This is a genomic window from Actinomadura syzygii (assembly GCF_008085905.1).
Lineage (GTDB): Bacteria > Actinomycetota > Actinomycetes > Streptosporangiales > Streptosporangiaceae > Spirillospora > Spirillospora syzygii.
In genome coordinates this window covers 459256-481308 of record NZ_VSFF01000011.1, presented here as the reverse complement: position 1 = coordinate 481308, position 22053 = coordinate 459256, and the positions used below count along the sequence as shown (strand labels likewise).

Below are 22053 nucleotides of genomic sequence, written 5' to 3'. Positions count from 1 at the left end.
GGATCCGATGGCCGCGCCCCTCGCGCACAGGACAGGACCGCCCGGCGCCGCCCGCACGGCGGACGCCGTGCCCCGGCCGCTGCCCGTCCGCGGCACGCTGCTCGGCTTGCGCGCGGTGCAGATCGCCGCGTGGCCGCCCGCCGTCCTCGCCGTCGCCCACGGCCTGGACCGCCCCGGCGCCGCCGGCGCCGCGCTCGTCGCGACCGGCGGCGCGGTCCTCGGCGCGACGCTCACGCGGGCGGGGCACCGCTGGGGGTACCAATGGCTCGCGACGGCGCTGCTCAGGCGCCGCCGTCCGGTGCGGGCGACGCTCGCGCCGCACGCCGCGCCGGACGCCGGACTCGCCGCGCTGCGCGGAACGCTGCTGCCCGAACTGCGCATCCCCCAGGCCGGGCCCGCTCGGTCGAAGATCGGTGTGATCGAGGACGGCGGCGCCTGGACGGTCGTGATCTCCGTAGCGTGCGGCGCCGACGCGATCGGGCCCGCCGATCTGCTCCCGGGCGCGCTGGCGTCCGTCCTGCACGGCGACGAGATCACCCTGAGCGCCGTGCAGGTCCTGGTGCACGCGGTGCACGGCGGCCTCGGCGGACGGCCCCGCTCCGAGCTGGTGCGGATCGCGCTGCGCGTCGATCCGCGGACCGCCGGTCCGGGCAGCGAGGCGTTGCGGGTGCCGTCCTTCCAGCGCACGCTGCGGCTGCGCGCCCGCCGCGTCGTGGAGATGCTCGCCGCGGCGGGCCTGGAGGCGCGGATCATGGATGCCGGGCAGGCGCGCGCGGCGCTGCTGGCCGACGCGGCGGTGGACCCGTCCGCCGAGCGGCCGGCGCACCAGGGCTGGCGGTACTGGTCGGCCGGGCGCCACCGGCACACCGTGCTGTGGGTGCGGACGTGGCCGCGCACCGGGCTGTCCGCGTTGCAGGACGGGCTGGCGGGGCTCCCGGCGCACGGGACCGTCCTCTCCGTCACGCTGGCCCCGGCGCCGGACGGGACGGTCACGGCCACCGCGCTCGTCCGCGTGATCACCTCGGCCGGGCACGGCCGCGCCGAGGCCGCCCGGAGGGCGGCGCGAAGGCTCGCGCGCTCCCATGGCGCCCGGCTCGTCCCGCTGACCGGCGAGCACCATCGGGGAATGCTCGCCACGCTGCCGCTCGCCCGTGCGATCGACGGCCGGGTGACGTGGCGGCACGCCCACCGGGCCGGGACCGGGCCCGCCACGGCCGTCCGCATGGTCGGCGGCGGCCTCCCGCTCGGCCGCGACGGGACGGGGGCACCCGTGCTCCTCCCGGCCTTCCGCGAGGCGCCCACCCGTATCGCGCTGCTCGCGGACGCACGGCTGGCCGGGGTGCTCGTCCTGCGCGCGCTGCGCTCGGGGGCCGCGGTCGGGATCGCCGGCGGCGACGAGGCCGCCTGGGCACGGGTCGCCCGTGCCGCCGGGAGCGCCGCGGCCCGGCTCCGGATGGCGCCCCCGGACGATCCCGCTCCGGTGGAGGGGACGTGCCCGCTGCCGTGGCTGCTGGTCAGCGGGGGAGCGCCGGCGCACGAGCCGCCCGGCGCCTGGTGCACGTCCATCGAGATCCTCGCCGAGGGCGGCGCGGGCCCGCTCGGCGCGCACGACGCCACGGTCGTCCACCGGCCCGCGGCGGCGGCCGTGGACGCGCTGTGCCGGACGTTCCGGCTGCCCCGGCGGATGGCCGACGACCTGCGGATGCTGCCGCCGCAGGCCGTCGCGCTGGTCCGCCGCGGGACGGTGCGGGTCGTCGACCTCTCGCCGACGCAGGACGAGCGCCGCCTGCTCGGCCACTGAGATCCCCGCCGCGGCGTCGGCCCGGCGACGCCGCGGCCTATTGGCCGTTGCGCTCGTCCCGGTCGAGGAACGCGGCGAGGTCGAGGGACTCGAAAGGGTTCTCCGGAAGGATGTCGGCCAGGTCGAGCCTGCCGTTCATGACCGCGTCCCAGTCCAACCCGCGCGGCAGTGCGGGGGACAGCGTCTCGCTCATCTTCCCCATGGCCTTCTCACGCGCCCTCTCGACGGTCCGGACGATGAGGTCGGCCAGGTCGGTGGGCGCGAGGTCGCGGTAGTTCTCGTCGTTGAACCTCAGCGACACCAGTTCGCCCAGCGGGCCGACGGTGACGGTGAGGACGCGTCGGTCCGCGCTCACCGTCGTCCGGGCCTTCTTGATCTCCTCCCGCAGTTCCCGCAGCTCGCCGCGGCGTCTGCCGAAGTCCTCGACGAACTCCTCGATCATGTCGGGCAGGGCCTCGATCACGTCGGGCAGGTCCCCGATGCCGGGCTCCACCGCACGGCGCCGGGCGCCGCCGTCTCTCTCCGATGACACGGTGGTCCTCTCCTCTTCAACGTCCCAGGGTCGGTGCGCCCGGCGCGGAGCCCCAGGCATCGTCGTCGCGGTCGACGTACTCGTTCCTGCGTTCCCGTTCGTCGTCGGCACCGCCGTACGGTTCGCCGGACAAGGGCATCGGCCCGCCCTCGGTCGTGCGGCGGCCCGTGCCGTCGGGACCGGCCGACATCAGGCCGTAGCCACCCCCCAGCGGCATCGGCGGCGGCACCGGAGCCCGCGGCGCACCCGGCGCTGAGGGCAGGGCGGGCTGCGGCGGCCGGTTCGCCGTTCCGCCCACCGGGGGGAAGGGACCCGTGGTGAGCAGTCCGGCGGGAGGCACGAGGTCGGCCGAACCGACAGGGGGCGGCGCGCCGAGCGTTCCGGACGGAGCGCTGCCCGGCGGCGCGGCGACGCCGCCGGGCCGTGCACCGGCCCTCGGGCCGGTGTAGGGCCGGTCGCCGAGCACGCCGTCGAACCCGGCCCCCGGACGGATCTGGAGACCGGCGGTTATCGGCGGCGGAGCGGCCACGGCGGGATCGAGCGGCACCAGCTTCGGGGCGTCGGCCGCGTCCCGCGGGACGGCGTCGAGCGCCCCGGGTTCGGTGACCAGGCTCAGGCCGCCCACCCCGGGCGCCCGCGGGGCGGTGACCGCGGGCGGGGCCGCGGTCCCCGGGACGACCGGCGGAGGCGCCACCGGCGGAGGGACCACCGGCGGGGGCACGACCGGCGGAGGGACGACCGGCGGAGCGACGTCCGCGCCGTCCACGTCGGTCTTCAGTGCCGGGCCCGGAAGGTCCGCGGGACTCGGCGGCGGGGCGTCGCCGGGGTCGGTCAGGCGGCCGCCCGCCGTGGCGTAGGCATCGGCGAGCGTGGTGATGATCTTCCGCATCTCCTTGTCGAGCGCCGCCTCGATCTCCGGATACCGGCTCACGTCGACGGTGAGCCCGGCGCCGCCGTTCTCGACGTAGGGAGCCGGGCCGATGTCGCCGGGCGGGGGGCCGTTGCCCGAGTTGTACGCCGTCGCCGCCGTGTTGTAGGCCGTCACGTCGTCGTTGTAGCGGTCGATGGTGTCCTGCGCGGCCTGGGTCATCGCCTCCTTCACGGCCGTCCGCGCGTCGGTCAGGTCATCACCGGCGGTGTCGAGCACGCTCTGGTAGGACGGCGGCCCGCCGAGCACGTCGGCATGCCCCACGACGATGGTGAGCACCTCGTTCATCAGTCCGGTGAACGCGGCTGAGGCCGGTCCCGCCCAGGTGCCGCCGGGCCCGGTCAGGTCCTCGGTGCCTTTCTTTCCGGCGGCGGCGACGTCGTCGAGCTTCTCCTTGGCATAGGCGAAGTGCTTCCCGGCGTCCTCGAACGTCTTCGGCGTCCCGGCCAGGACTGCCGCCTGCACCTGCTGCCAGGTCCAGTCCGCGTAGACTCCGCCGTCGAACGGTGGCGCCATCGTCCGCCTCCTCGGGTCCGGCGCGCGGTCAGCGGCCGAGGACGCCGGCCCCGGCCTCGGACTCGGCGCCCCAGATCTCCTCGTCCTCGGTCAGCCAGGTCGTGCGCTCGCGGTTCTGCTCGCCGCCGCCCGCACCGCCCGGCGCGCCCATGCCGCCGCCCATGGGCGCGGGGCCGCCCGTCCGGGTCCGGCCGCCGGGGCCCTTCGCCCCGAACGCGGCCTCCCCCGGCTTGGCACCCCGCGGACCGGCCGACCCCGGCGGCGGCCCACCGGACGTGAGCCTGCTCAGGTTGGGCGGGGCGACGCCGAGCTTCTTCAGGTTGTTCAGCAACCGAGCATCGGACAGTCTGGGCGACCTGATCCCCGGAACCGTGAGCGACCTGCCACCGGGCCCCCTCAGGTTCCCGGTCCTCGGGCCGCCCGGCACCCGGCCGACGGGCCCGAACGGTCCCGGGCCTACCAGGTTCGGGCCCACCGGGTTCGGGATCGCTCCGACGCCCGGCAGGTTCCGCTCGGCCTCGTCGGCGGCGCGCCTGGCCGCCTCCGCGGCCTGCCTCCGGGCCGCCTCCCGAGCCGCCGACTGATCGGCTCCCGGGTTTCCCGGGGCGCCGAGCAACGCCTGGCCAGGCAGGTTCTTCTTGGCCTGCTCGGCGGCCTTCTCGGCGTCCAGCGCCGCCTTCTCCTTCGCCTCCTGCTGCGCCTTGTCGAACTCGTCGGCCGCGTCCTTCTGCTCGTTCTTCAGGTCGTCCAGGTCCTTCTTGGCCTTGTTCTTGAACTTGTCGAGGTCGTCCTTGTATTTGTCGGCGTCCTTGTCCTTGTCGGGGTCCGGGAGCCCGCCGCCGGGCCCCGGTCCGGGCGGGAGCGGCGCCGCGGGCGCCGGCATTCCGTTGCGCGACTTTCGGTAGTTCTGCGCGAGCTCGTTTATCGTTTTCCGCATCTGCACGGACAGCTCGTTGTCCATCTCCGGATAATGGGAGATGTGGACGATCGTCGTCCCGTTCTGGTCGTGCCACGGTTTCGGCCCGCTCAGGTCGGTGACGTTCGACTGGCCGATCGTGTACGTGTGCTCGTCCGTCCAGCGTTCGATGACGCGCCTCGCCATCTCGGCGTCCTGTCCGTTGACCGTATTGATCGCCCAGGTGAGATAGCCGGCCGCGTCGTCCAGCGTCGTCTTGTAGGACGGAGGCCCGGTCAGCGGATCCGCGTGCGCCTTCACCGAGGCCATGGTCTTCAGCGCCAGGCCCTTGAACGCCGTGGCGGCCTCGCCCTTCCACAGCGGGTCGTCGAAGCCGACCAGCGAGTCGGTCCCGGCCTTCATGTTCTGCCAGGTGGAGTCCAGCGCGGTGTAGGCCGCGTCGAAATGGCCTCCCGCGGTGACGAGCGTCGACGGATTGGACGTGCCGCCGAGCGAGTTCTGCGCGGTCTGGAAATCGGTGTTCACCGAGCCGGTGATCGCCATTTTGATCTTGCGCCAGTCCCAGCCGTCGTACTTGTCGTCGTCCGGCGAAATGTCCTTGTCATCAGGCATGGCAACCCTCTCGGAATCAGGGGGCGGGCGGGAGAACGGTGCGCGCGGCCTCAGCCGGCCGGACCGGCGGGCAGCAGGGGCTCGATCTTCCCGATGAGTTCCCCGACCTTTGCGGCGAGGTCGGTGTTGAGCGCCTCGGTGGTGTCGTATTTCTTGGCCATGTCGTCCAGTTCGGTCGCGAACCGCTCGACGGCCAGTTTCAGGCTCGCCAGGTGCGCGGAGTACTGGTCGGCCCGTCCCTGCTGCCCCCAGCCGATCAGGTCGCGCAGCAGGTTGGCGTCCTTGAAGTTCCCGGCCGTGACGTCGACCTGGTTGATCCTGTTCTGGGCGTCCTCGATCGACGGGATCTGGTCGCGCAGCATCTTCGCGAAATTGCGCAGCGCCTGCGGCGTGACCTGGATCTCCTTGTCCTTCGCTGCCATGACTCCCCCTTCGCGGGACGTGCGGCGAAAGGCCGGCGCGGGCGCCGTTCGCCACCCGCGCCGGCCCCTGTCGGCGAGCCGCGCCGGCCTGCCCGGCCTGGTGCGGCTCGCGCTCGGCCCCGGGCCGCCGGTCAGCCGTAGACGTTCTGCCAGGCCTTCCTGTTGACGGCCTCGGTCACGTCCACGTTCTCCACCATCCTCTGCAGGGTGGCGCCGCCGGTGACGGCGGCGCCGTGCATCTGCGCGGCGGACTGGTTCCAGATGAGCTGCTGGGTGTCGTACTCCTGCCGCTCCGTGCCCTGCCAGTTCTCGTCGCCCAGGAGCAGCTTGATATCCCGGTCCATGTTGGTGAGCGTCTGCTGGATCTGGGTGGCGGCGTTGTCCATCCTCGTGGTGATGTCGTCCATCATCACGCGCTGCATCCGCATCCGTCCGTCAGCGGGTGGCATGATCGTTCTCCTTCCCGGCCGGGCTCACCGGCCGTTCGTCGACTGGGGGCCCGCCGGTCAGACCGGCAGGCGGAGCGCCTCGACCTCGGCGGCCGCGGCGTCGGCATGGGTGCTGTTGTCCAGCTCCCGCTGGTCGTTGGCGTCCTTGTTGCCGCCCATCGTGATCTTCACGGCGATCAGCGCCTCGATGATCCGGTGGTACTTGGCGTCCCAGGCGAACATCGCGCCCAGGTGCTTGTTGGCCGCCCCGGACTCGAAGCTGGCCCCGAGGTCCTCAAGCGTGCGGAGCATGTCCTTGCGGATCGCCGCCAGCACGTCGATGTGCTGGTCGATCTTGTTCGCCGCATCTCCCATCGCGGCGCTGTCGGTGATCTTCAGGTCGCCTGCCGCCATGTCTCACCGCCTCTGTTCTGGCCTTCTCCAGGCCGGTCGAAGGTGTCTGCGCCCGTAGCTACGCGGTCTTCCAGGGGCGGGTTCACGGGTTCCGCCGCGTTTCCGGACGGGCGGACCCAGTGGGCTCGTGGGCGGCGGGCTCCCGAGCGCTCCGGGACGGACCCGGCGTCCCTACCGGTTCCAGGAGCTCTTGGAGGGCCCGGTGCATGCGGACGCCGTCGGGCACCGGCGGCGCGTAGTTCCGGTTGCGAATGTGGGCGAGCAGCCCGGGGTCGGGTGACAGCCTGTGCTCCGCCAGGTAATAGGCGACGGCGTCGGTCCAGATCCAGTGGCCGTCGGTGCGGAAGCTCATCGGCACCACGGCTCTCCGGGCGGTGTCCACGACGTCGTCCAGCCGCGCCTTGGTGATCATCAGTGGTGCCGCGGAACGCAGATAGGCCAGCAGCCGGTCGCGCTCCACCGCGTCGTGGATCCGGGCGTGGCCGTCCCGGTAGCGGGGGCCGGTCTCCGGATCGATCTCGCCGAAGGTGCCCGCGACCTGGACCGGAGCGTCGTCGGCCGCCCAGATCAGCTCGCCGTGGCCGCGGGCCAGCCGCTGGTAGAGGGGCAACTCGCGGCCGGTCCGGTACACCTCGGCCGACGGCTCGCGCTCGCCCGCGGCCGCCAGCGCGTCCTGCAGGCTCCCCGTGGCCGCCACCGGATCGGCGGCGGTCGTCTCCGCGACGTACACGCGGCGCGGCGGCGGCCACGGCGCGCCGTCGGCCGGGACCCGCCACGCCCGCCACAGGCCGATCACGCCCGGTTCCGCGGCGGCCCACCGCACGGCCGCCGGGTCCGGATCCCGCCCCCCGTCCCCGTCCGGTGGCCCTCCGGCCCTCGCGTCGAAGAGATAGGGCAGGGCGGCCCGGTCGCCGCCCTGCTCGGCCTGCGCCAGGATCGCCGGGTCCGCCCCGGCCTCCTCCAGCAGCTCGGCCAGCACCTCGACGTCCTCGAACGTCAGCGGGATCCGCTGCTGCAGGGCCGCGAGCGTGACGGCCCGCGCCATCTCCCCCGGGCGCCCCCGGGCCGCCAGGCTCCGGGCCCGCGCGACCAACGGGACCGGGGCCCTGGCGGCCAGCCGCAGCAGCATCTCGTGGCATGCCTCCGACCGCGCCTCGTCCGCTCCGCTCTCCCCCTTCGGAAGCCCGGTTCCGCCGCTCATGCCCGCGTCTCCTGCGGGTCCGGGGCCGACCGCGCGCGCGGGACGCGGTTCGGGGTCACGGTCATCAGGCAGGACGCCCCCGCTCCGCCGAGCCGCAACCGGACGATCCACGGCCCGCCGGGCGGGTCGGGCTCGGCGGCGCTCTCCGCCGACATCACGGCGACGACCGGGCCGCGCCCGCCGCCGGGGGCGAGGGCGCTCAGCGCCCGGACCCGGCTCACCCTCGGGCCGTCCGGCATCTCCGCCAGGACCTCGCCGACCAGCGCGACGGAGGCATGCCCGGCATCGGTGGACAACTGGTGGACCAGCGCCTCGGCGAGGCGGGCCACGGCGTCGGCGGGCCCCTTGATCCCGACGGTGCCCGAGACGGCGCCGAGGTCGAGGAACAGGCAGCCCCTGGACGCGGCCCCGAGGCAGACCACGGCCAGACCGTCCGGCACGTCGTGCGGCAGCGGCCGCCAGAACGTCGCCTTGGCGTGTCCGCTGACGGCGAGCGCCACCAGGTCGTCGCCGAAGCCCACCTCGTACTCGACCAGCGGGGGAAGGTCGGGCATCGTCAACTCCGCCGCCGGCGGCGCGGCGGGCGGGGCCGGGTCGGGCCGGCCGAAGGGGTCTGAGCGCGGCGGCGGGCCGTCGTGTCCGTCGCGGCCCGGGCGCGGCCGGGCGGCGGCACGGGGCAGGGCCCAGAGCTCCGGCGACTCCGGGCGCCGGATGTTCTCCCCCTCCGGCGGCCAGAATCCCGACGCGTTCGCCCGGTGCCAGGCGTCGTTCTCCCGGTGCCAGGCGTCATTCTCCTGGGGCCATGCGTCGTTCTGCTGGGGCCAGGCGTCGTCCGGGGGCTCGGTCCGGCGCCGGCGGAACAGGCGGCGTCCGGAGTCGTCCGCCTCGTCGTCCCGGCCCCAGAAGCCGGTGTCGACGGCCTCGCGGGCGGCGGCGGTCTCGTGCTCTTCGGCGCGACGCCGCCGTGCGCCGCCGGTGATCCGCCGCTTGGCGCGCACCGAGGTGATCCCGCCCATCAGGAGGACGACCCCGATGAACGTCCCGGCGCCCGCCGCCAGCGCCGGGACGACCGGCAGCGAGCAGAGCGGACCGTCGGCCCGAGCGGCCTCGGCCCCGGGCGGCGCGGCGGGCACGCCGGACGCGGACGGTTCGCCCGTGCGCACGCCCGGCCCGGCCGCGTCGGCGGGCAGGACCAGAACCCAGCCGGGCTCGATGGTCTCCGGGCTGGTCAGGCGTCCGCCGCCCGGCTGCGGCCGGCCCTTGTTCAGCTCGAAGATCTCCTCGGCGCGGGCACCGTCGCGCAGCGTCCGCCGAGCGATGTCGTACAGGAACTCCGGTCTCCCGTCCCGCGGCCGGGCCACCACGTAGTACTTCACGTCCGCGGCCGCCGCCAGGACCGCGTGGACGGGAACCGGCCCGGCGGCCTGCAAGGGGGCGAGAGCGAGCCCCCCGGCGAAACCGAGGACGAGTAATACGGACTTCATCGCCAACCTTTTCAACATTTCCCAGCATCCCCTTGCCGCCATGAAATGGCGTGGTCGTCACTACTGCTCGTACTTGGGTTCACGGCGGATCGGCCTGCCGCCGTTCCGCCGTTCTCGGTGCCGGCGCGCGAATCAGCCGGGCAGATCTCCCGGGAGGATGACGCGGAGGTCGTCGGGCGTCGGATCGGCCAGCCGGCTCACACGGGTGGCGTGCCGGGCGACCATTCCGTCCATCACCTGGCGGCAGTAGCGGCCGTTGCCGTGCGGCTCGTCCACCGGCAGCCGCACGTAGTGCCCCAGCAGCCCGCGCACGGTCTCCGGCGCGAGTTCGTAGCCGGCCGCGCCCGCGTGCTGCTGGGTGATGGTGACCATCTCCTCCGGGCTGTAGTCCGGGAACTCGATGCGGTGGGTGAAGCGGGACCCGAGCCCCGGGTTGGACTCCAGGAAGCGCCGCATGCGGCCGGTGTAGCCCGCGACGATGACGACGGTCTCCTCGCGGTGGTCCTCCATCAGCTTCACCAGCGTGTCCACGGCCTCCCGGCCGAAGTCGGCCTCGTCGGCGCCCTTGGGCGTCAGGGTGTACGCCTCGTCGATGAACAGCACGCCGCCGCGGGCCCGGTCGAAGACCTCCTTGGTCTTGATGGCGGTCTGGCCGCGGTACTGGCCGACCAGGTCGGCGCGGGCGACCTCGGTGACGTGGCCGGCGGCCAGCACGCCCATCGCCGCCAGCAGCCGCCCGTAGAGCCGCGCGACGGTGGTCTTGCCGGTACCGGGCGGCCCCGAGAACACCAGGTGGCGGCTCAGCGAGGGGGCCGGAAGCCCCGCCTCCCTGCGCCGCCGCGCCGTCCGCAGCAGGTCGACCAGACCGGTGACCTCCTGCTTGACCTGGGCGAGGCCGACCATCCCGGCGAGCGTTTCCAGCAGCGTCTCCAGGTCCTCGCCCTGGGCGCGGGCCCCGGCGGCCACTCCGGAGCCGGGGGCCTCGCCGACGTCCTCGGGAAGCAGGCGGGTCAGGTCGCCGGGGGTGAGCTCGGTGCTCTCGGCCAGCCGCCGCGCCTGCCGGTCGACCATCCCCTCGAACGTCTTCCGGGCGGCCCGCGCGTTGCCGAACGAGGCGTCGCGGCGCATCCGGTCGAACCGCTCCAGCAGCGCCCGGCGGGCGCTCTCGTCCAGCTCGAAGCGGTGCCGCTCGCACATCGCCTCGACGATCGTCACCAGCTCGGCGCCGGAGTAGTCGGCGAACTCGATCGTGCGGCTGAACCTGGAGGCCAGTCCCGGGTTGGAGTCGAGGAACCCGCGCATCTCGTGGGAGTAGCCCGCCACGATCACCACCAGGTCGGCGCGGTGGTCCTCCATCAGCTTGACCAGGGCGTCGACGGCCTCGCGGCCGAAGTCGGGCCCGGTGCCGCCCTCGCCCCCCGCCGACAGCGCGTAGGCCTCGTCGATGAAGAGCACCCCGCCGAGCGCGCTCCGCACGACCTCCGTCGTCTTGATCGCCGTACCCCCGACGATCTGCGCGACCAGGTCGGCGCGGGCGACCTCCACGACGTGCCCGGAGCGCAGCAGCCCGAGCGCCGCCAGGATCCGCCCGTACAGCCGGGCGACGGTGGTCTTGCCGGTGCCGGGCCCTCCGGTGAAGACCAGGTGCCGGCTCATCGGCGGGACGGGCAGGCCCATCTCCTCCCGGCGCCTGGCCAGGTTGATCAGGCTGATGAGGGTGGCGACCTCCTTCTTCACGCCGTCCAGGCCGATGAGGCCGGCCAGTTCCGCCTGCAGCGCGGCCAGGGTCTCGGCGCCGCCGCCCGGGTCGCCGGACGGCCGGGCGCCCGCCGCCTCGGGATCGGCGCCCGCCGTCCCGGGCCCGCCGGGGCCGGTCCCGCCCGCGGCGGCGGTGCCGTAGGCGTCGGGGCGACCGTTGCCCCGGCTGGTCAGATCCTCGACGGTCAGCCGCGCGTCCGGCGAGGTCTGGCGCAGTCCGGACCCGGCGTTGTCGCGGACCAGGCATCGGGTCACCGAGACCGATTCGGCGGCCTCCACGACCACCCCGTCCGCACCGTTGCCGAAGACCTCCGAATCGCTGACGGTGCCCCGCGCCCGCGCGCCGAAGCGCAGCCCCGGGCCCTCGCAGTCGTGCACTCGGCAGCGGGTCAGCGCGGCCTCCCCGTCATCGCCGACGACCACGCCGGTCCGCGCCGACAGATCGCATTCCCGAAGCGCGACCGCGCCCCCGGCGGTGACCTCGACGGCGGGCCCGTCCCCCCGGGTGAAGCTCGTGCCGCCCGCCTCGAACCGCGCGTCCGCGCCCACGACGAGCCCGGTGCCGCCGTTCCCGCCGATCTCGCAGTCCTCGATCCGGCCGCGTCCCCCGTCGACCACGACGATCCCGTGGCCGGCGCAGCCGCGCACGGTGCTGCGCCGCAGCGTCGGGCTCGCGCCGTTCTTGACGCCGACGCCGTAGGAGTGGCAGGCGTCTATGTCCAGCTTGAGGAACTCTCCGCCCGAGTCGTCGAGCACCGCCACCGCCACGTCGGCGCAGTCCCGGACACGGACGTCGGAGAAGGACGGCTGGCTTCCGCCGTCCACCCAGATCGCCGCCCCCTGCGCGCCGGTGATGTCGAGGTCCTCGAAGGTGCCCTTCGCCCGGTCGGTCACCTGGACCCCGTGGCCGGCGGCGCCCGAGATGCGGCAGCCGCGAAGGGTCGGCGCCGCGCCCGCCCCCAGGGCGACGCCGTGCGAGCCCGTGCCGAGCACCGTGCAGTCCTCGATCAGCGGGGCGCCGTCGCTGGCGACGTACACGCCGATGCCGGAGGTGTCGCGGATGGTGCAGCGCACGATCGAGGTGGAGCTGTGCTGTTCCAGGGCGACCGCGGGCCGGTCCGCCTCCGACAGTTCGCACTCCTCGACGACGCCCCGGGCGCTGCCCGTCGCGCACACCGCGTTGCCCCCGGCGGCGCGCAGCCGGGACAGCCGGACGCGCAGGTCGGCGCGGTCGGCGACGACGACCGCCGAGCTGCCCACCGCCTCGATCACGGTGCGCTCCACCGTCCCGGTGCCGGAGTCGACGGCGACGACGCCCGCGCCTTCGGGGTTGGTCACCCGGCAGTCCGCCATGCGGAGCTCGCCCCGCGCCCTGACCAGCACGGCGGACCAGGCCGCGCCGATGACCTCGCAGTCGCGGACCGTGCCCGCGCCGAGGGGCACGTCCAGCGCGGGATGCTCGGCCGCGCCGCGCAGGACGAGCCCCTCCAGCACCACCTGCTCGGCCGCCACCACCACGGCGCTGCCGTCGGCGGGGCCCGCGAGCTCCACCGCGCCGCGCCCGCCGTCGGCGACGATCGTCACGTTCCGGTCCACGACGACCGTCTCCTCGTACCGGCCGGGCGAGACGCGGACCACGCCTCCGGCGGGGGCCATCGCGACCGCCTCGGCGACGGTCGCGTAGCAGTGCGGATGCCCGGATGCCACGACCAGGACCGACATCAACCCACCCCCATCGGGGAAACGGTTCTACGGACGAAACCGCGGACGGCCCGCGGACGGTCTGCGCGCGGCGCCGCTGGGCGTGCGTTCCCCGGCAGACCACCTGGAACTACGCACCGGCGACGCCGCGGTTCACCAGGCGACGGACGGAATCGGGAGTAGAGGCCGCGGGTGCGGTGGTCCAGGCGAGAGCCTTGTTGTTCCGCACCTATTCCAGGTACGACACGATGACGCCGTCGCCAGAATCTCACTGATCGTGGAAAATCCACGTCTCCGGAAAGGCGTTGCCTTTTCGCGCCATTTTTGTCGACGCTCGACAGCCTACGAAGGGAACCTTTCTCTGCTGTCGAACAATTGTTGCGCGCCACGCTCGTTCCGTTGCGGAACGGTGTCTTCGCGTCCGGTCCCGGCCGCGTCGCGTCCACCCGGCCGCCAGCCCTGCCCGCGTCCCGATCGGACCACCGCGGCGACGACGCCCACCACCACGACCGCCCCGCTGACCACCATGACCAGCGTGAGCGCCCGGTCGACGGCCCGCTCGTCCGCCGGCACGCGCTCCGGCAGGGCCACGGACGGCGCCCGTCCCGCCGCCCGCTCGCCGGGGATCACCGCGCCGACCGCGTCCACCGGGTTGACCGTCCCCCATCCGACACCGGGGTCGGGGACCCGTGCGCCCGGACGGGTGGCGGTGTCGAGCAGACGGCGCTTCACCCGCGCCGCCGACTCCTCGGGACGGTAGGCCCGGACCAGCGCGGCCGTCCCCGCGACGTAGGCCGCCGCGTACTCCCCGCCCGAATCCGCCACCTGCCCAGGCCCGCGAACGCCGAGGCCCACCAGGTCCGCGGCCGGTGCCGCCAGATCCACCCGCGCCGCGGACCGGTCGCCCGCGGCGCTCCCGGACCCGGCCGGAGCCCCGCCCGGCGCCGCGCCGACGGGCGTCCCGGCCTGGTCGGTACCGGCGACGGCGACGACGGCCGGGTAGGCCGCCGGGTGCCGCCTGGAGGCCGCGTCCCGGTCGGGTCCGGCCGCGGCGCGGTCGTCGAGGGCCGGGGCCACCACCAGCACGTCCCGCGCCGCCGCATCCGCCACCGCGCGGGCGAGCCGCGCGTTCCCCGCGACCGGCGGGACCGCCACCGAGATCACCTTCGCTCCGCCCGCGACGGCCGCGTCGATCCCGGCCGCGAGCCCGGTCGCGGTCGGCTCCTCGCCGTCCCGCGCGACGCGCACCGGAAGGACCGTCGCGCCGGGGGCCACGCCCGCGAAGCCCACGCCCGTGACGGGTCGCGCGGCGACGATGCCCGCCGCGAACGTTCCCGACCCGGCGCAGTCGTCGTCGGCGCGGCCCCCGGACGTCACGTCCCGGCCCGGGCGCACCCGTCCGCGCAACTGCGGGACGTCGCCGTCCGCCCCGGTGCCGAGGACCGCGACCACGATCCCCTCTCCCCGGGTCAGATTCCAGGCCCGCTCGGGGGCGAGGGCCTGTTGCGCCCAAGGGGTCTCCGCCGACCGGTCGGCGGCCGGTTCGGCGCATCCGCCGATCCGCGGGGCGGTCCCGGCGGCCGCGCCGACGCCCACGCCGAGCAGGGGCGCTCCGGCGACGAGCAGGACGGGCACCGCCACGACCGCGCGGCGCACACTGAAGGGCATGGCGATGCTCCTCTCGATCGGTCAGTCGATAGGTCACGGACGTTCGTCGGCGCTGATCCGGGCGGATGTGAAGCGGCGGCCGGCGTCATCGAGGCACAGGGCGAACCCGTCCGCCGCGGGCGCGTCCGGCGCGGGCGGCTCGGCATGCCCGGCCACCGCCGCGCGGAGCCGCTCCAGTGTCGCCGGGCCGCTCTTCGCGGGATCGGCCGGAGCGTCCACCCGGATCCGCTCGTCGAGGTAGACCACTCGGCGGGCGCCCTGGTCCACGGCGAGGACGGCGAACAGCGACCCGGCCGCGAAGAGCACCTCGCCCGGATCGTCGCCGGCGTCCAGCAGGCCGATCCGGCGCGCCGTCCGCGACCACACCGCGAACAGCGTGTCGCCCTGGCGCGCGGGCGCCCTGCCGGTGGCCCGTACGAACGCGGGTTCCACCAGCACCTGCCCCGGCACGTAACCCGCCGCCCGCGGCCCGCCGAGATCCGCGGTCCGGAAGACCGGTCCCCGCTCGGCCGTGAGGAGGCGCAGCGCCGAGATGACGCACGCGGCCTCGGCGGCGCGCTCGCCGGGCTCGCCCGACCGCAGCGCGGGATCGAGATCCGGCAGGTCACCGCTCAGATAGGCGCGCAGGGCCGACAGATCCGTCGCGATCGCGTCAGCGGGCTCCCGCGACAGCGCCCCGCGCAGCGCCGGCCGCTCGGTCAGCAACCGGCTCACGACGGCCTGGTGGGTGTCGCGCCGGGTCCCGCCCTCCTCCCGGAACCTCCGCCGCTCCTCCGCCGTACTGCGGTGGCCCCGGGGGAACACGGCCCGCACCGGCACGCTCGCGGGCGCGGACGCCCGCTCGGGCGGCGACGACGCGGTCTCCGCTCGCGGCACGGGATCCGGCGACCGGGACTGTGTGACCGGCGGGGCGGTCATCGGCGGCGGGACGGCGGCATGCGACGGCGCTTCGACGGGCGCGGGGGTCGCTTCGCCTTCTCGGTGATGGCCCGCGACCAGGACGTCCTGCGGACGCGGGCGCGGCGGCAGGACGGCCGTCAGCGGCGCGTGCGCGGGCTTGGACGCCCGCTCATGGTCGGAAGCGGGGGCGGGCGGGCGTGCGGGCGGGAAGGCCGGGCTTTCCTGAAGGCGAAAGTCCGTCCACCGCGTCGGGTCGCCGGGTGCGCCGTCGGCGACGGTGACATGGGCGCTGTAGCGGTTGGCCAGCCACTGGCCGTACGCCCGCGGCCCACCGGCGGCGGCCCCGTGCATGACGAGCCGGAAGGACCGGGCCAGCGAGACGGGGAGCTGGTCGAGGAGGCGTTCGAGGACGGCCCGGTCCCCCGACCGCGCGGCGTCCCCGTCGGCGAACAGCGTCACGCGCGCCTCGTCGGGCGGCACCGAGGCGGTGAGGCGCGCGGTCACCGGGTCGTCCGAACAGCGCAGCCGCAGGCCCGCGGGGACCTCGTCGACGCCGGCCTCACCGGAGTACCGGATCAACGTCGCGCGGGCGAGGGGCTGCCATCGAGGCGCGGGGTGCAGCGGCCCGAGCGCCTCCGCATGCCCCCCGGACGACATGCGGAGCCACCTGCCGAGCCCCTGCGGGCCCCACGCGAGGAGGGCGCCCGACCCGGGGTCCTGGACGAGCGCCGTGTCGGGCGCGACGATCTCGATCCCGTGCCGGCGGCACAGCTCCGCCAGGCCCGGACGCGCCCCGCGCGACATCGCCCCCGGCCACGCGAGCCGCAGGCTACGGGTCGCCGCCGCGGGCAGCGTCCCGAGCAGCGACTCCAGGACGGCCGGCACGGCCGATCCGGCCACGGTGGGCGCGATGGCGACGGTGGGCCGTTCAGGGTCGGGCCGCAGGCCCGCCGCGCGCCGGAGGAAGCCGGCCGCGGACGACTCGTCCCGGTACACGGTGAGGCCGGCGGCGATACGGCCGGCGGTCATGCCGAGGCCGCGGAGCGGGATCTCGGTATCCGCGCCCGCCATCGCGGTGTCCCAGCGGGGGCTCGGGTACACCGCGCCCGCGGGCCGGGGCCGGCCGCCGGGGACGTACCGGTGCCACTGCCAGTACGCGGCGGGCTTGTTCTCACTGAAACCCCAGGTGACCACGCATGCGGGATGGACTTTGAGCAGGCCCGACGTGGCGATCAGGTCGAGGGAGTGGCGCTCGGCCAGCCGCTGGGCGTGCCGCGGCGCCAGTTCCGGGAGCAGCAGCCGCACCGGACGCGGCCCGTCGCCCGGGTCCGGACGGCCGAGGGCGGGCATGGCCGCGAAGGCGGCGGCCGCGGCCTCCAGCGCCGACCCGCGGGACCCGGACCCTTGCACGGCGAGGATCGGGCGCGACGGGTCGCCGGGGATCCGCGACATCTCGTCCCGCAGTTCCGGAGTGGGCGGCCTGTCATAGAGCAGGAACCCGGCCTGGATCGGATCGGCCGCCCAGCCCGAGGGGAGACCGGCCGCCCGGTCGCTTCGTCCGGCCGTCGTGGTCATCGTCCGTTCACCGGGCCCCGCCGGAGGGCGGGCGGGCGCAGGCGGCCGGCTCGTCCGCGGGCGATCGCGCGCCGCTCCGTTCGGCCCGGTGGATCCGGTCCCCGAGCAGGACGGTCTCCCGGGTCCCCGGCTGCCGGGCCGCCTGCCCGGCCTTCGAACGGCGCTGCTTGCGGCGGAGGGCCGCGCGCTGTTGGGGGGTCGTCCCGCCCCATATCCCGACGGGTTCGCGACGTTCGATCGCTTCTCGGCGGCACTCCTGCTGCACGGGGCATCCAGCGCAGACGGCCTTGGCCTGGGCTATCCGGCGCTTGCCGTCGGACGCCGCGTCGGGCGCGGAATCGGAGGCGGCGGCAGGAAAGAAGACCTCGGGATCGACATCGCGGCAGGCGGCCGAACGGCGCCATTCGGTGCCGTCTCCCGATTCCGCCGGACGAATCTGTTCATCGCTAACGGGCATTTCCGCTCTCCCGAATTGGGCAGGCTGAGTGAACTGAGCAGGCTGAGTGAACCGGGCAGGACGAGCCCGCGGCAAAGGGCGCGGACTTCAGGTCTCGTAGTGAAGTACGGGCAATTCATGGGCCGGTTCACTATCAGGTCCGGACGCTCACCGCTTCGCACCCGCCCGGGGAGCGTCCGCCCGCGTGCGGTCCCTTCGCGTGTGCCGCTCGATGAGCCGCGACAGAACGATGACGCTGCGGGTCCGCAGGACGTCGGGTTCGAGCCGGATGCTTTCCAGCGTCCGTTCGAGGTGTTCGAGGTCTTCGGTGCAGAGCCGGACCACGGCGCTCGGCGCTCCGGCGACGACGCAGATCTCGGCGACCTCCGGATGACGCTCCATGGCGCGGCGGATATCCGCGCGGGAGGTCCGCTCCGCGCAGTAGAGCTCCACATAGGCCTCGGTCCGCGGACTTCCGTGGCCGCGATCCACCATCGTGGTGAAGCCGAGGATCACTCCCCTGTCGCGCAATCGATCGACACGCCGTTTCACCGCCGAGGCCGAAAGGCCGACATCGGCTCCGATATCGGAGAACGTGGCGCGCGAGTGGTCGAGCAGATGCGCGACGATCCTCCGGTCGAGTTCGTCGCCGGGAAAGTGGGACGGGGGCAGCATCGGTCCTCCTTCATCGGGCTCTCGCCCCATGCACGACGGGACCGCTCGCCGCGGGTGAGTACGGCCGGTTAGCAATGGGTGAACTCACCCGGCGACGAGGCCCGTCTGGACTATCGAGACGCCGCGGCGGCGGGTGACGTACTGCGCGCGGCCCGGCGGGAGGAGCTGTGGCTTCACGTCGCCGAGGAAGGCGCCTTCGTCCCGCGGGCAGGACAGCAGCAGCGCCGGGGTGTTGATCTCCCAGAGGCGGCGCATCAGCGGGTCCATCATGCCGCGGACCGCGTTCGCCGTGGACCGGGCGACGACCAGGTGCAGGCCGATCTCGGCGCCCAGCGGCAGCAGGTCGAGCAGCGGCTTGAGCGGGCTGTCGAAACCGCTGCCGACCAGGTCGTAGTCGTCCACGAGAAGGTAGAGCCGCGGGCCGTGCCACCAGTCGCGGCGCGCGAGCCGCTCAGGGCTGACGTCGGCGCCGGGGACCCGCTGGCGCAGCGAGCCGACGACGTCCTCGACGTTCTTCTCCAGCGCCATGCCGGACACGGCGTATCCGAGCTTGCGCTCCGCCGGCACCACGTCGTACAGGCCCCGCCGGAAGTCGGCCAGCATGACGCGGGCCTCGTCCACGCCGAAGCGCCGGTCGACGGCGCGGGCGACGAGCCGCAGGGCGTTGGTCTTGCCGCTCTCCGAATCGCCCCACACCATCAGGTGCGGCTGCTGCCCGAAGTCGTGGTGCACCGGCGACAGCGCGGCCTGGTCGATGCCGATGGCGACGCGCAGGTCGCCGCTCGGCGCGGGGAGGGAGTCCGCGGTGACCTCGTCCGGCAGCATCCGGACGGCGGGCGCGACCGGCCCGGTCCATTCGTCGGCGACGGCCCGGACCGCCGCGCGCAGGGCGTCGCCGAGGTCCTCGCCGGAGCGGGCGCCGTCGAGGCGGGGTACGGCCGCCAGGAACTGCATGCCGTCGCGGGTGAGGCCGCGGCCGGGCTCGGCGGGCACCCGGCCCGCCGCCCTGGCGTTCACCTCGGACTCGATCGGGTCGCCCAGGTGCAGCTCGAAGCGGCTGGCCAGCAGGTCGCGCAGCCACGGCCGGATCTCCGACCAGCGGGTGGCGGACACGACGAGGTGGATCCCGTAGGACAGGCCCCGGTTGGCGAGGTCGGAGACGACGCTCTCGATCTCCTCGTACTCCTGGCGCACGCTGAACCAGCCGTCGATGATCAGGAAGACGTCGCCGAACGGATCGGCGGCCGCCCACGGCTCGTTCCCGCGGCGGCGGAAGTCCTCCATCGACTCCACGCCGTGCCGGGTGAAGGACTGCTCGCGGGCGGCGAGCAGGGCGGCCATCTCCGCGACGGTGCGGACCACCCGGTCGCGGTCCGTCCGGGAGGCGATCGTCCCCACGTGCGGCAGGCCGGTGAGGGAGGTGAGCGCGCCGCCGCCGAAGTCCAGCACGTAGAACTGCACCTCCTCCGGGGTGTGGGTGAGCGCCAGGCTCAGCGCCAGCGTGCGGATGAGGGTGCTCTTGCCGCTCTGCGGGGCGCCGACGATCCCGACGTGGCCCTCGCCCCCCGCCAGGTCGGCGACCAGCAGGTCGCGCACGCCGTCGAGCGGCTTGTCGACGATGCCGAGGGGGACGGTGAGCCGTCCCCGGCCGGGCCAGCCCACGGTGGTCAGCCCGCGATCGGGGTCGGGCTCCAGCGAGGGCAGCACCTCGTCGAGGGTCGGGGGCTCTGCCAGCGGCGGCAGCCACACCTGGTGGGCCGGGGGCCCGGCGTCCTTGAGCCGGTCGAGCATCACCCGCATGAGGGTGGTCCTGCCGGCCTCGCCGGCCGGCCTCTCTCCGGGCGTCTCCGCCGGCTCTTCGGCCTCGGGAGGTTCGGGGGTCTCAGGTGGTTCGACGTAGACGGTGCCGTAGGGCACGACCTGCCGCCGGACCACGGCCGCCTCGTGCCTGACCCGTTCGCCCTCATGGAGGGAACCCGAGACGTACGCGGCCTTGAACCGGGTCAGCCCGTCGGTGCCGGCCTTGAGGTACCCGTTGCCCGGCGAGGACGGCAGTTCGTAGGCGTCGGGCACGCCGAGCACGCTGCGGCTCTCGGCCACGGAGAAGGTGCGCAGCCCGATCCGGTACGACAGGTGGCTCTCCAGTTGATGGATGCGGCCCTCGTCCAGCCGCTGCGAGGCCAGCAGCAGATGAACGCCGAGGCTCCGGCCCAGCCGCCCGATCATGATGAAGAGGTCCATCATCTCCCGGCGCGAGGACAGCATCTCGCTGAACTCGTCCACCACCACGAACAGGGTCGGCAGCGCGGCAAGGGCGGCGCCGCCGACGCGCGCCTTCTCGTAGTCGAGCAGGGACGCGTGCCCGGTGCGGCGCAGCAGTTCCTGCCGCCGGACCAGTTCGCCCTGCAGCGCGTCCTGCATCCGGTCGACCAGCGGCAGCTCGTCGGCGAGGTTGGTGATGACGGCCGAGGTGTGCGGGAGCTCGTCCAGGCCGAGGAAGGTCGCGCCGCCCTTGAAGTCGACGAGCACGAAGTTGAGCGTCTCGGACGAATGGGTGGCCGCCAGCGCCAGCACGAGGGTGCGCAGCAGCTCGCTCTTGCCCGAGCCGGTCGCGCCGATCAGCATGCCGTGCGGGCCCATGCCGCCCTGCGCCGACTCCTTGATGTCCAGCTCGATGGGGGCGCCGTCCTGCGCGACGCCGATCGGGACCCGCAGCCGGTCCCACGGCGAACGGCCCGCCCAGATCGTCGCGGGCTCGAAGCCGCGCGGGTCGGCGATGCCGAGCAGCGCGTTCAGGTCCAGGTCGGCGGCCAGCGGATCGTCGGCCGCCGCGCCCCGGCCGAGCCTGCGCGGCGCGAGCACCTTGGCCAGGGCCCGCGCCCGGACGAGGCTGAGCGCGTCCGGCCGTCCCACCGGCGCCGGGACGTCGCGCCCGACCCGGTCCGCGCCGACCGACTCGACCCGCTCGCCGGTGACCTCCAGGCGCAGCGTCACCCGGTCGGCCTTCCACGGCAGCGCGCCGGACAGGTCCAGCACCAGCACGTTCCGGAACCCGGTGTCGCCGATGCGCGCCCCCGGCGGCGGCGCCACCCCGTCCAGGACGATGACCGTGAACGGCTCGTCCGCGGCGGGCCGGGCGGCCGGGTCGAACTTGGGCCGGTCGGCGAGCCCGTCGCCCAGCAGCCGTTCCAGCTCGGCGTAGCCGTCGGTGACCAGCCGCACCGGTCCCGCGGCGTCGGCGGCCTCCGGGTGGTGCGCGTGCGGCAGCCACTTGACCCAGTCCCACTCGTCCCGCCGGTCCGCGCGGACGCACACCGCGAGCCTCAGGTCCTCCGGCGAGTGGAAGACGACGAGCTGCGCCAGCATCGCCCGGACCAGGCCGCGGACGGCCTCGGCGTCGCCGCGGAACAGCAGCCGGGCGAAGGCCCGCAGGTAGACGGCGGTCGGGAGGTCCGGCAGCGCGGTGTAGGCCCGGATGAACCGGCGCAGCGCGCTCGCGCACAGGGGCTCCAGATCCTCCACCGGCTTGCTCTGCGGCGGGCGCAGCCGCACCGCCAGGCGCTGCTCGCCGACGCCGATCCGCGCCTCGCCGAAGTCGTCGTCGGTGGGCCGCCGCTCCCACAGCCGGGTCGACAGCGCCGCCGACCACAGCGACCGCGGCGCCGGATGCCGCCAGTGCACGGCCCTGATCTGCTGCTCGGCGTGCCGGCGGACCTGGCGCCTGATCTGTGAGAGGTAGCGCAGGTAGTCGCGCCGCTCGCCGTTCATCTTCCGCTTGCGGTCGCCGGAGTTGCGCAGCGCCATCCCGACGAGCATGCCGAGGCCCGCGACCGCCATCAGACCGGCGCTGAGATAGCCCATCACCGCGCCGCCCGGGCCGACGAAGACCAGCATCATCGCGCCGGACGCCAGCGCCATCGGCAGGTACGTCACGGCCCCGATCCAGCCGCCGCCCTGCGCCTCCGGGATCGCGGGCGGCTCCTGGAGCACGATCTCGCCCTCGGGCATCTCGGGACCCGACCGCTGCGGCGGCCGCCGAACCGTGCGCGTGCCCATCGTCACTCCCCTGCGTGAACTGGCGTCCCG

At 74.8% G+C, this 22053-nt stretch carries 15 protein-coding genes; 1 reads left to right on the top strand and 14 read right to left on the bottom strand.

Annotation, left to right across the window (positions count from 1 at the left end; genetic code table 11):
* Nucleotides 1–7 precede the first annotated feature (7 nt).
* Entirely contained in the window at nucleotides 8–1801 is a 1794-nt protein-coding gene (locus FXF65_RS30145; RefSeq protein WP_148353413.1) for a type VII secretion protein EccE, read from the top strand.
* Nucleotides 1802–1838: 37 nt separating this feature from the next.
* On the opposite strand, the gene FXF65_RS30140 is transcribed toward FXF65_RS30145, so the two are convergent.
* The 14 genes from FXF65_RS30140 to eccCa all read right to left on the bottom strand — a co-directional run bounded on the left by FXF65_RS30140 (nucleotide 1839) and on the right by eccCa (nucleotide 22023).
* Nucleotides 1839–2333, bottom strand: coding sequence for a YbaB/EbfC family nucleoid-associated protein (locus tag FXF65_RS30140; RefSeq protein ID WP_187412555.1), 495 nt, complete (start codon nucleotides 2331–2333; stop codon nucleotides 1839–1841).
* A gap of 16 nt (nucleotides 2334–2349) precedes the next feature.
* Nucleotides 2350–3777, bottom strand: coding sequence for a WXG100 family type VII secretion target (locus FXF65_RS44020; protein ID WP_187412554.1), 1428 nt, complete (start codon nucleotides 3775–3777; stop codon nucleotides 2350–2352).
* Between the two features lie 28 nt (nucleotides 3778–3805).
* Nucleotides 3806–5305 carry a hypothetical protein gene (locus FXF65_RS30125; RefSeq protein WP_148353411.1) on the bottom strand — a complete coding sequence of 500 codons (1500 nt, stop codon included), beginning with the start codon at nucleotides 5303–5305 and terminating at the stop codon, nucleotides 3806–3808.
* 50 nt (nucleotides 5306–5355) lie between these two features.
* Nucleotides 5356–5727: a hypothetical protein gene (locus FXF65_RS30120; protein ID WP_148353410.1), complete on the bottom strand. Its 372-nt coding sequence runs from the start codon at nucleotides 5725–5727 to the stop codon at nucleotides 5356–5358.
* A gap of 131 nt (nucleotides 5728–5858) precedes the next feature.
* Complete coding sequence (locus FXF65_RS30115) at nucleotides 5859–6176, bottom strand: WXG100 family type VII secretion target (protein ID WP_148353409.1); 318 nt, start codon at nucleotides 6174–6176, stop codon at nucleotides 5859–5861.
* Between the two features lie 57 nt (nucleotides 6177–6233).
* Nucleotides 6234–6569, bottom strand: a complete 336-nt coding sequence (locus FXF65_RS30110) for a WXG100 family type VII secretion target (protein WP_148353408.1) — start codon at nucleotides 6567–6569, stop codon at nucleotides 6234–6236.
* A gap of 82 nt (nucleotides 6570–6651) precedes the next feature.
* Nucleotides 6652–7770, bottom strand: coding sequence for a hypothetical protein (locus FXF65_RS30105; protein WP_148353407.1), 1119 nt, complete (start codon nucleotides 7768–7770; stop codon nucleotides 6652–6654).
* Complete coding sequence (locus FXF65_RS30100) at nucleotides 7767–9254, bottom strand: LysM peptidoglycan-binding domain-containing protein (RefSeq protein ID WP_148353406.1); 1488 nt, start codon at nucleotides 9252–9254, stop codon at nucleotides 7767–7769. Before FXF65_RS30100 ends, FXF65_RS30105 begins: the two co-directional genes overlap by 4 nt.
* Nucleotides 9255–9386: 132 nt before the next feature.
* Nucleotides 9387–12734, bottom strand: a complete 3348-nt coding sequence (locus FXF65_RS30095; protein ID WP_148353405.1) for a right-handed parallel beta-helix repeat-containing protein — start codon at nucleotides 12732–12734, stop codon at nucleotides 9387–9389.
* 321 nt (nucleotides 12735–13055) lie between these two features.
* Nucleotides 13056–14381 (bottom strand): S8 family serine peptidase, encoded by a 1326-nt coding sequence (locus FXF65_RS30090; RefSeq protein ID WP_148353404.1) that lies wholly within the window; start codon nucleotides 14379–14381, stop codon nucleotides 13056–13058.
* A gap of 33 nt (nucleotides 14382–14414) precedes the next feature.
* On the bottom strand, nucleotides 14415–16856 hold the full coding sequence (locus FXF65_RS30085) for a hypothetical protein (RefSeq protein ID WP_148353403.1): 2442 nt from the start codon (nucleotides 16854–16856) through the stop codon (nucleotides 14415–14417).
* Nucleotides 16857–16863: 7 nt separating this feature from the next.
* On the bottom strand, nucleotides 16864–17313 hold the full coding sequence (locus FXF65_RS30080; protein WP_148353402.1) for a WhiB family transcriptional regulator: 450 nt from the start codon (nucleotides 17311–17313) through the stop codon (nucleotides 16864–16866).
* Nucleotides 17314–17460: 147 nt separating this feature from the next.
* The gene (locus FXF65_RS30075) at nucleotides 17461–17967 is read right to left on the bottom strand and encodes an Lrp/AsnC family transcriptional regulator (protein ID WP_148353401.1); all 507 of its coding nucleotides are present in this window, start codon (nucleotides 17965–17967) and stop codon (nucleotides 17461–17463) included.
* Between the two features lie 84 nt (nucleotides 17968–18051).
* Nucleotides 18052–22023 carry a type VII secretion protein EccCa gene (gene eccCa, locus FXF65_RS30070; RefSeq protein ID WP_222868777.1) on the bottom strand — a complete coding sequence of 1324 codons (3972 nt, stop codon included), beginning with the start codon at nucleotides 22021–22023 and terminating at the stop codon, nucleotides 18052–18054.
* Between the last annotated feature and the right edge of the window lie 30 nt (nucleotides 22024–22053).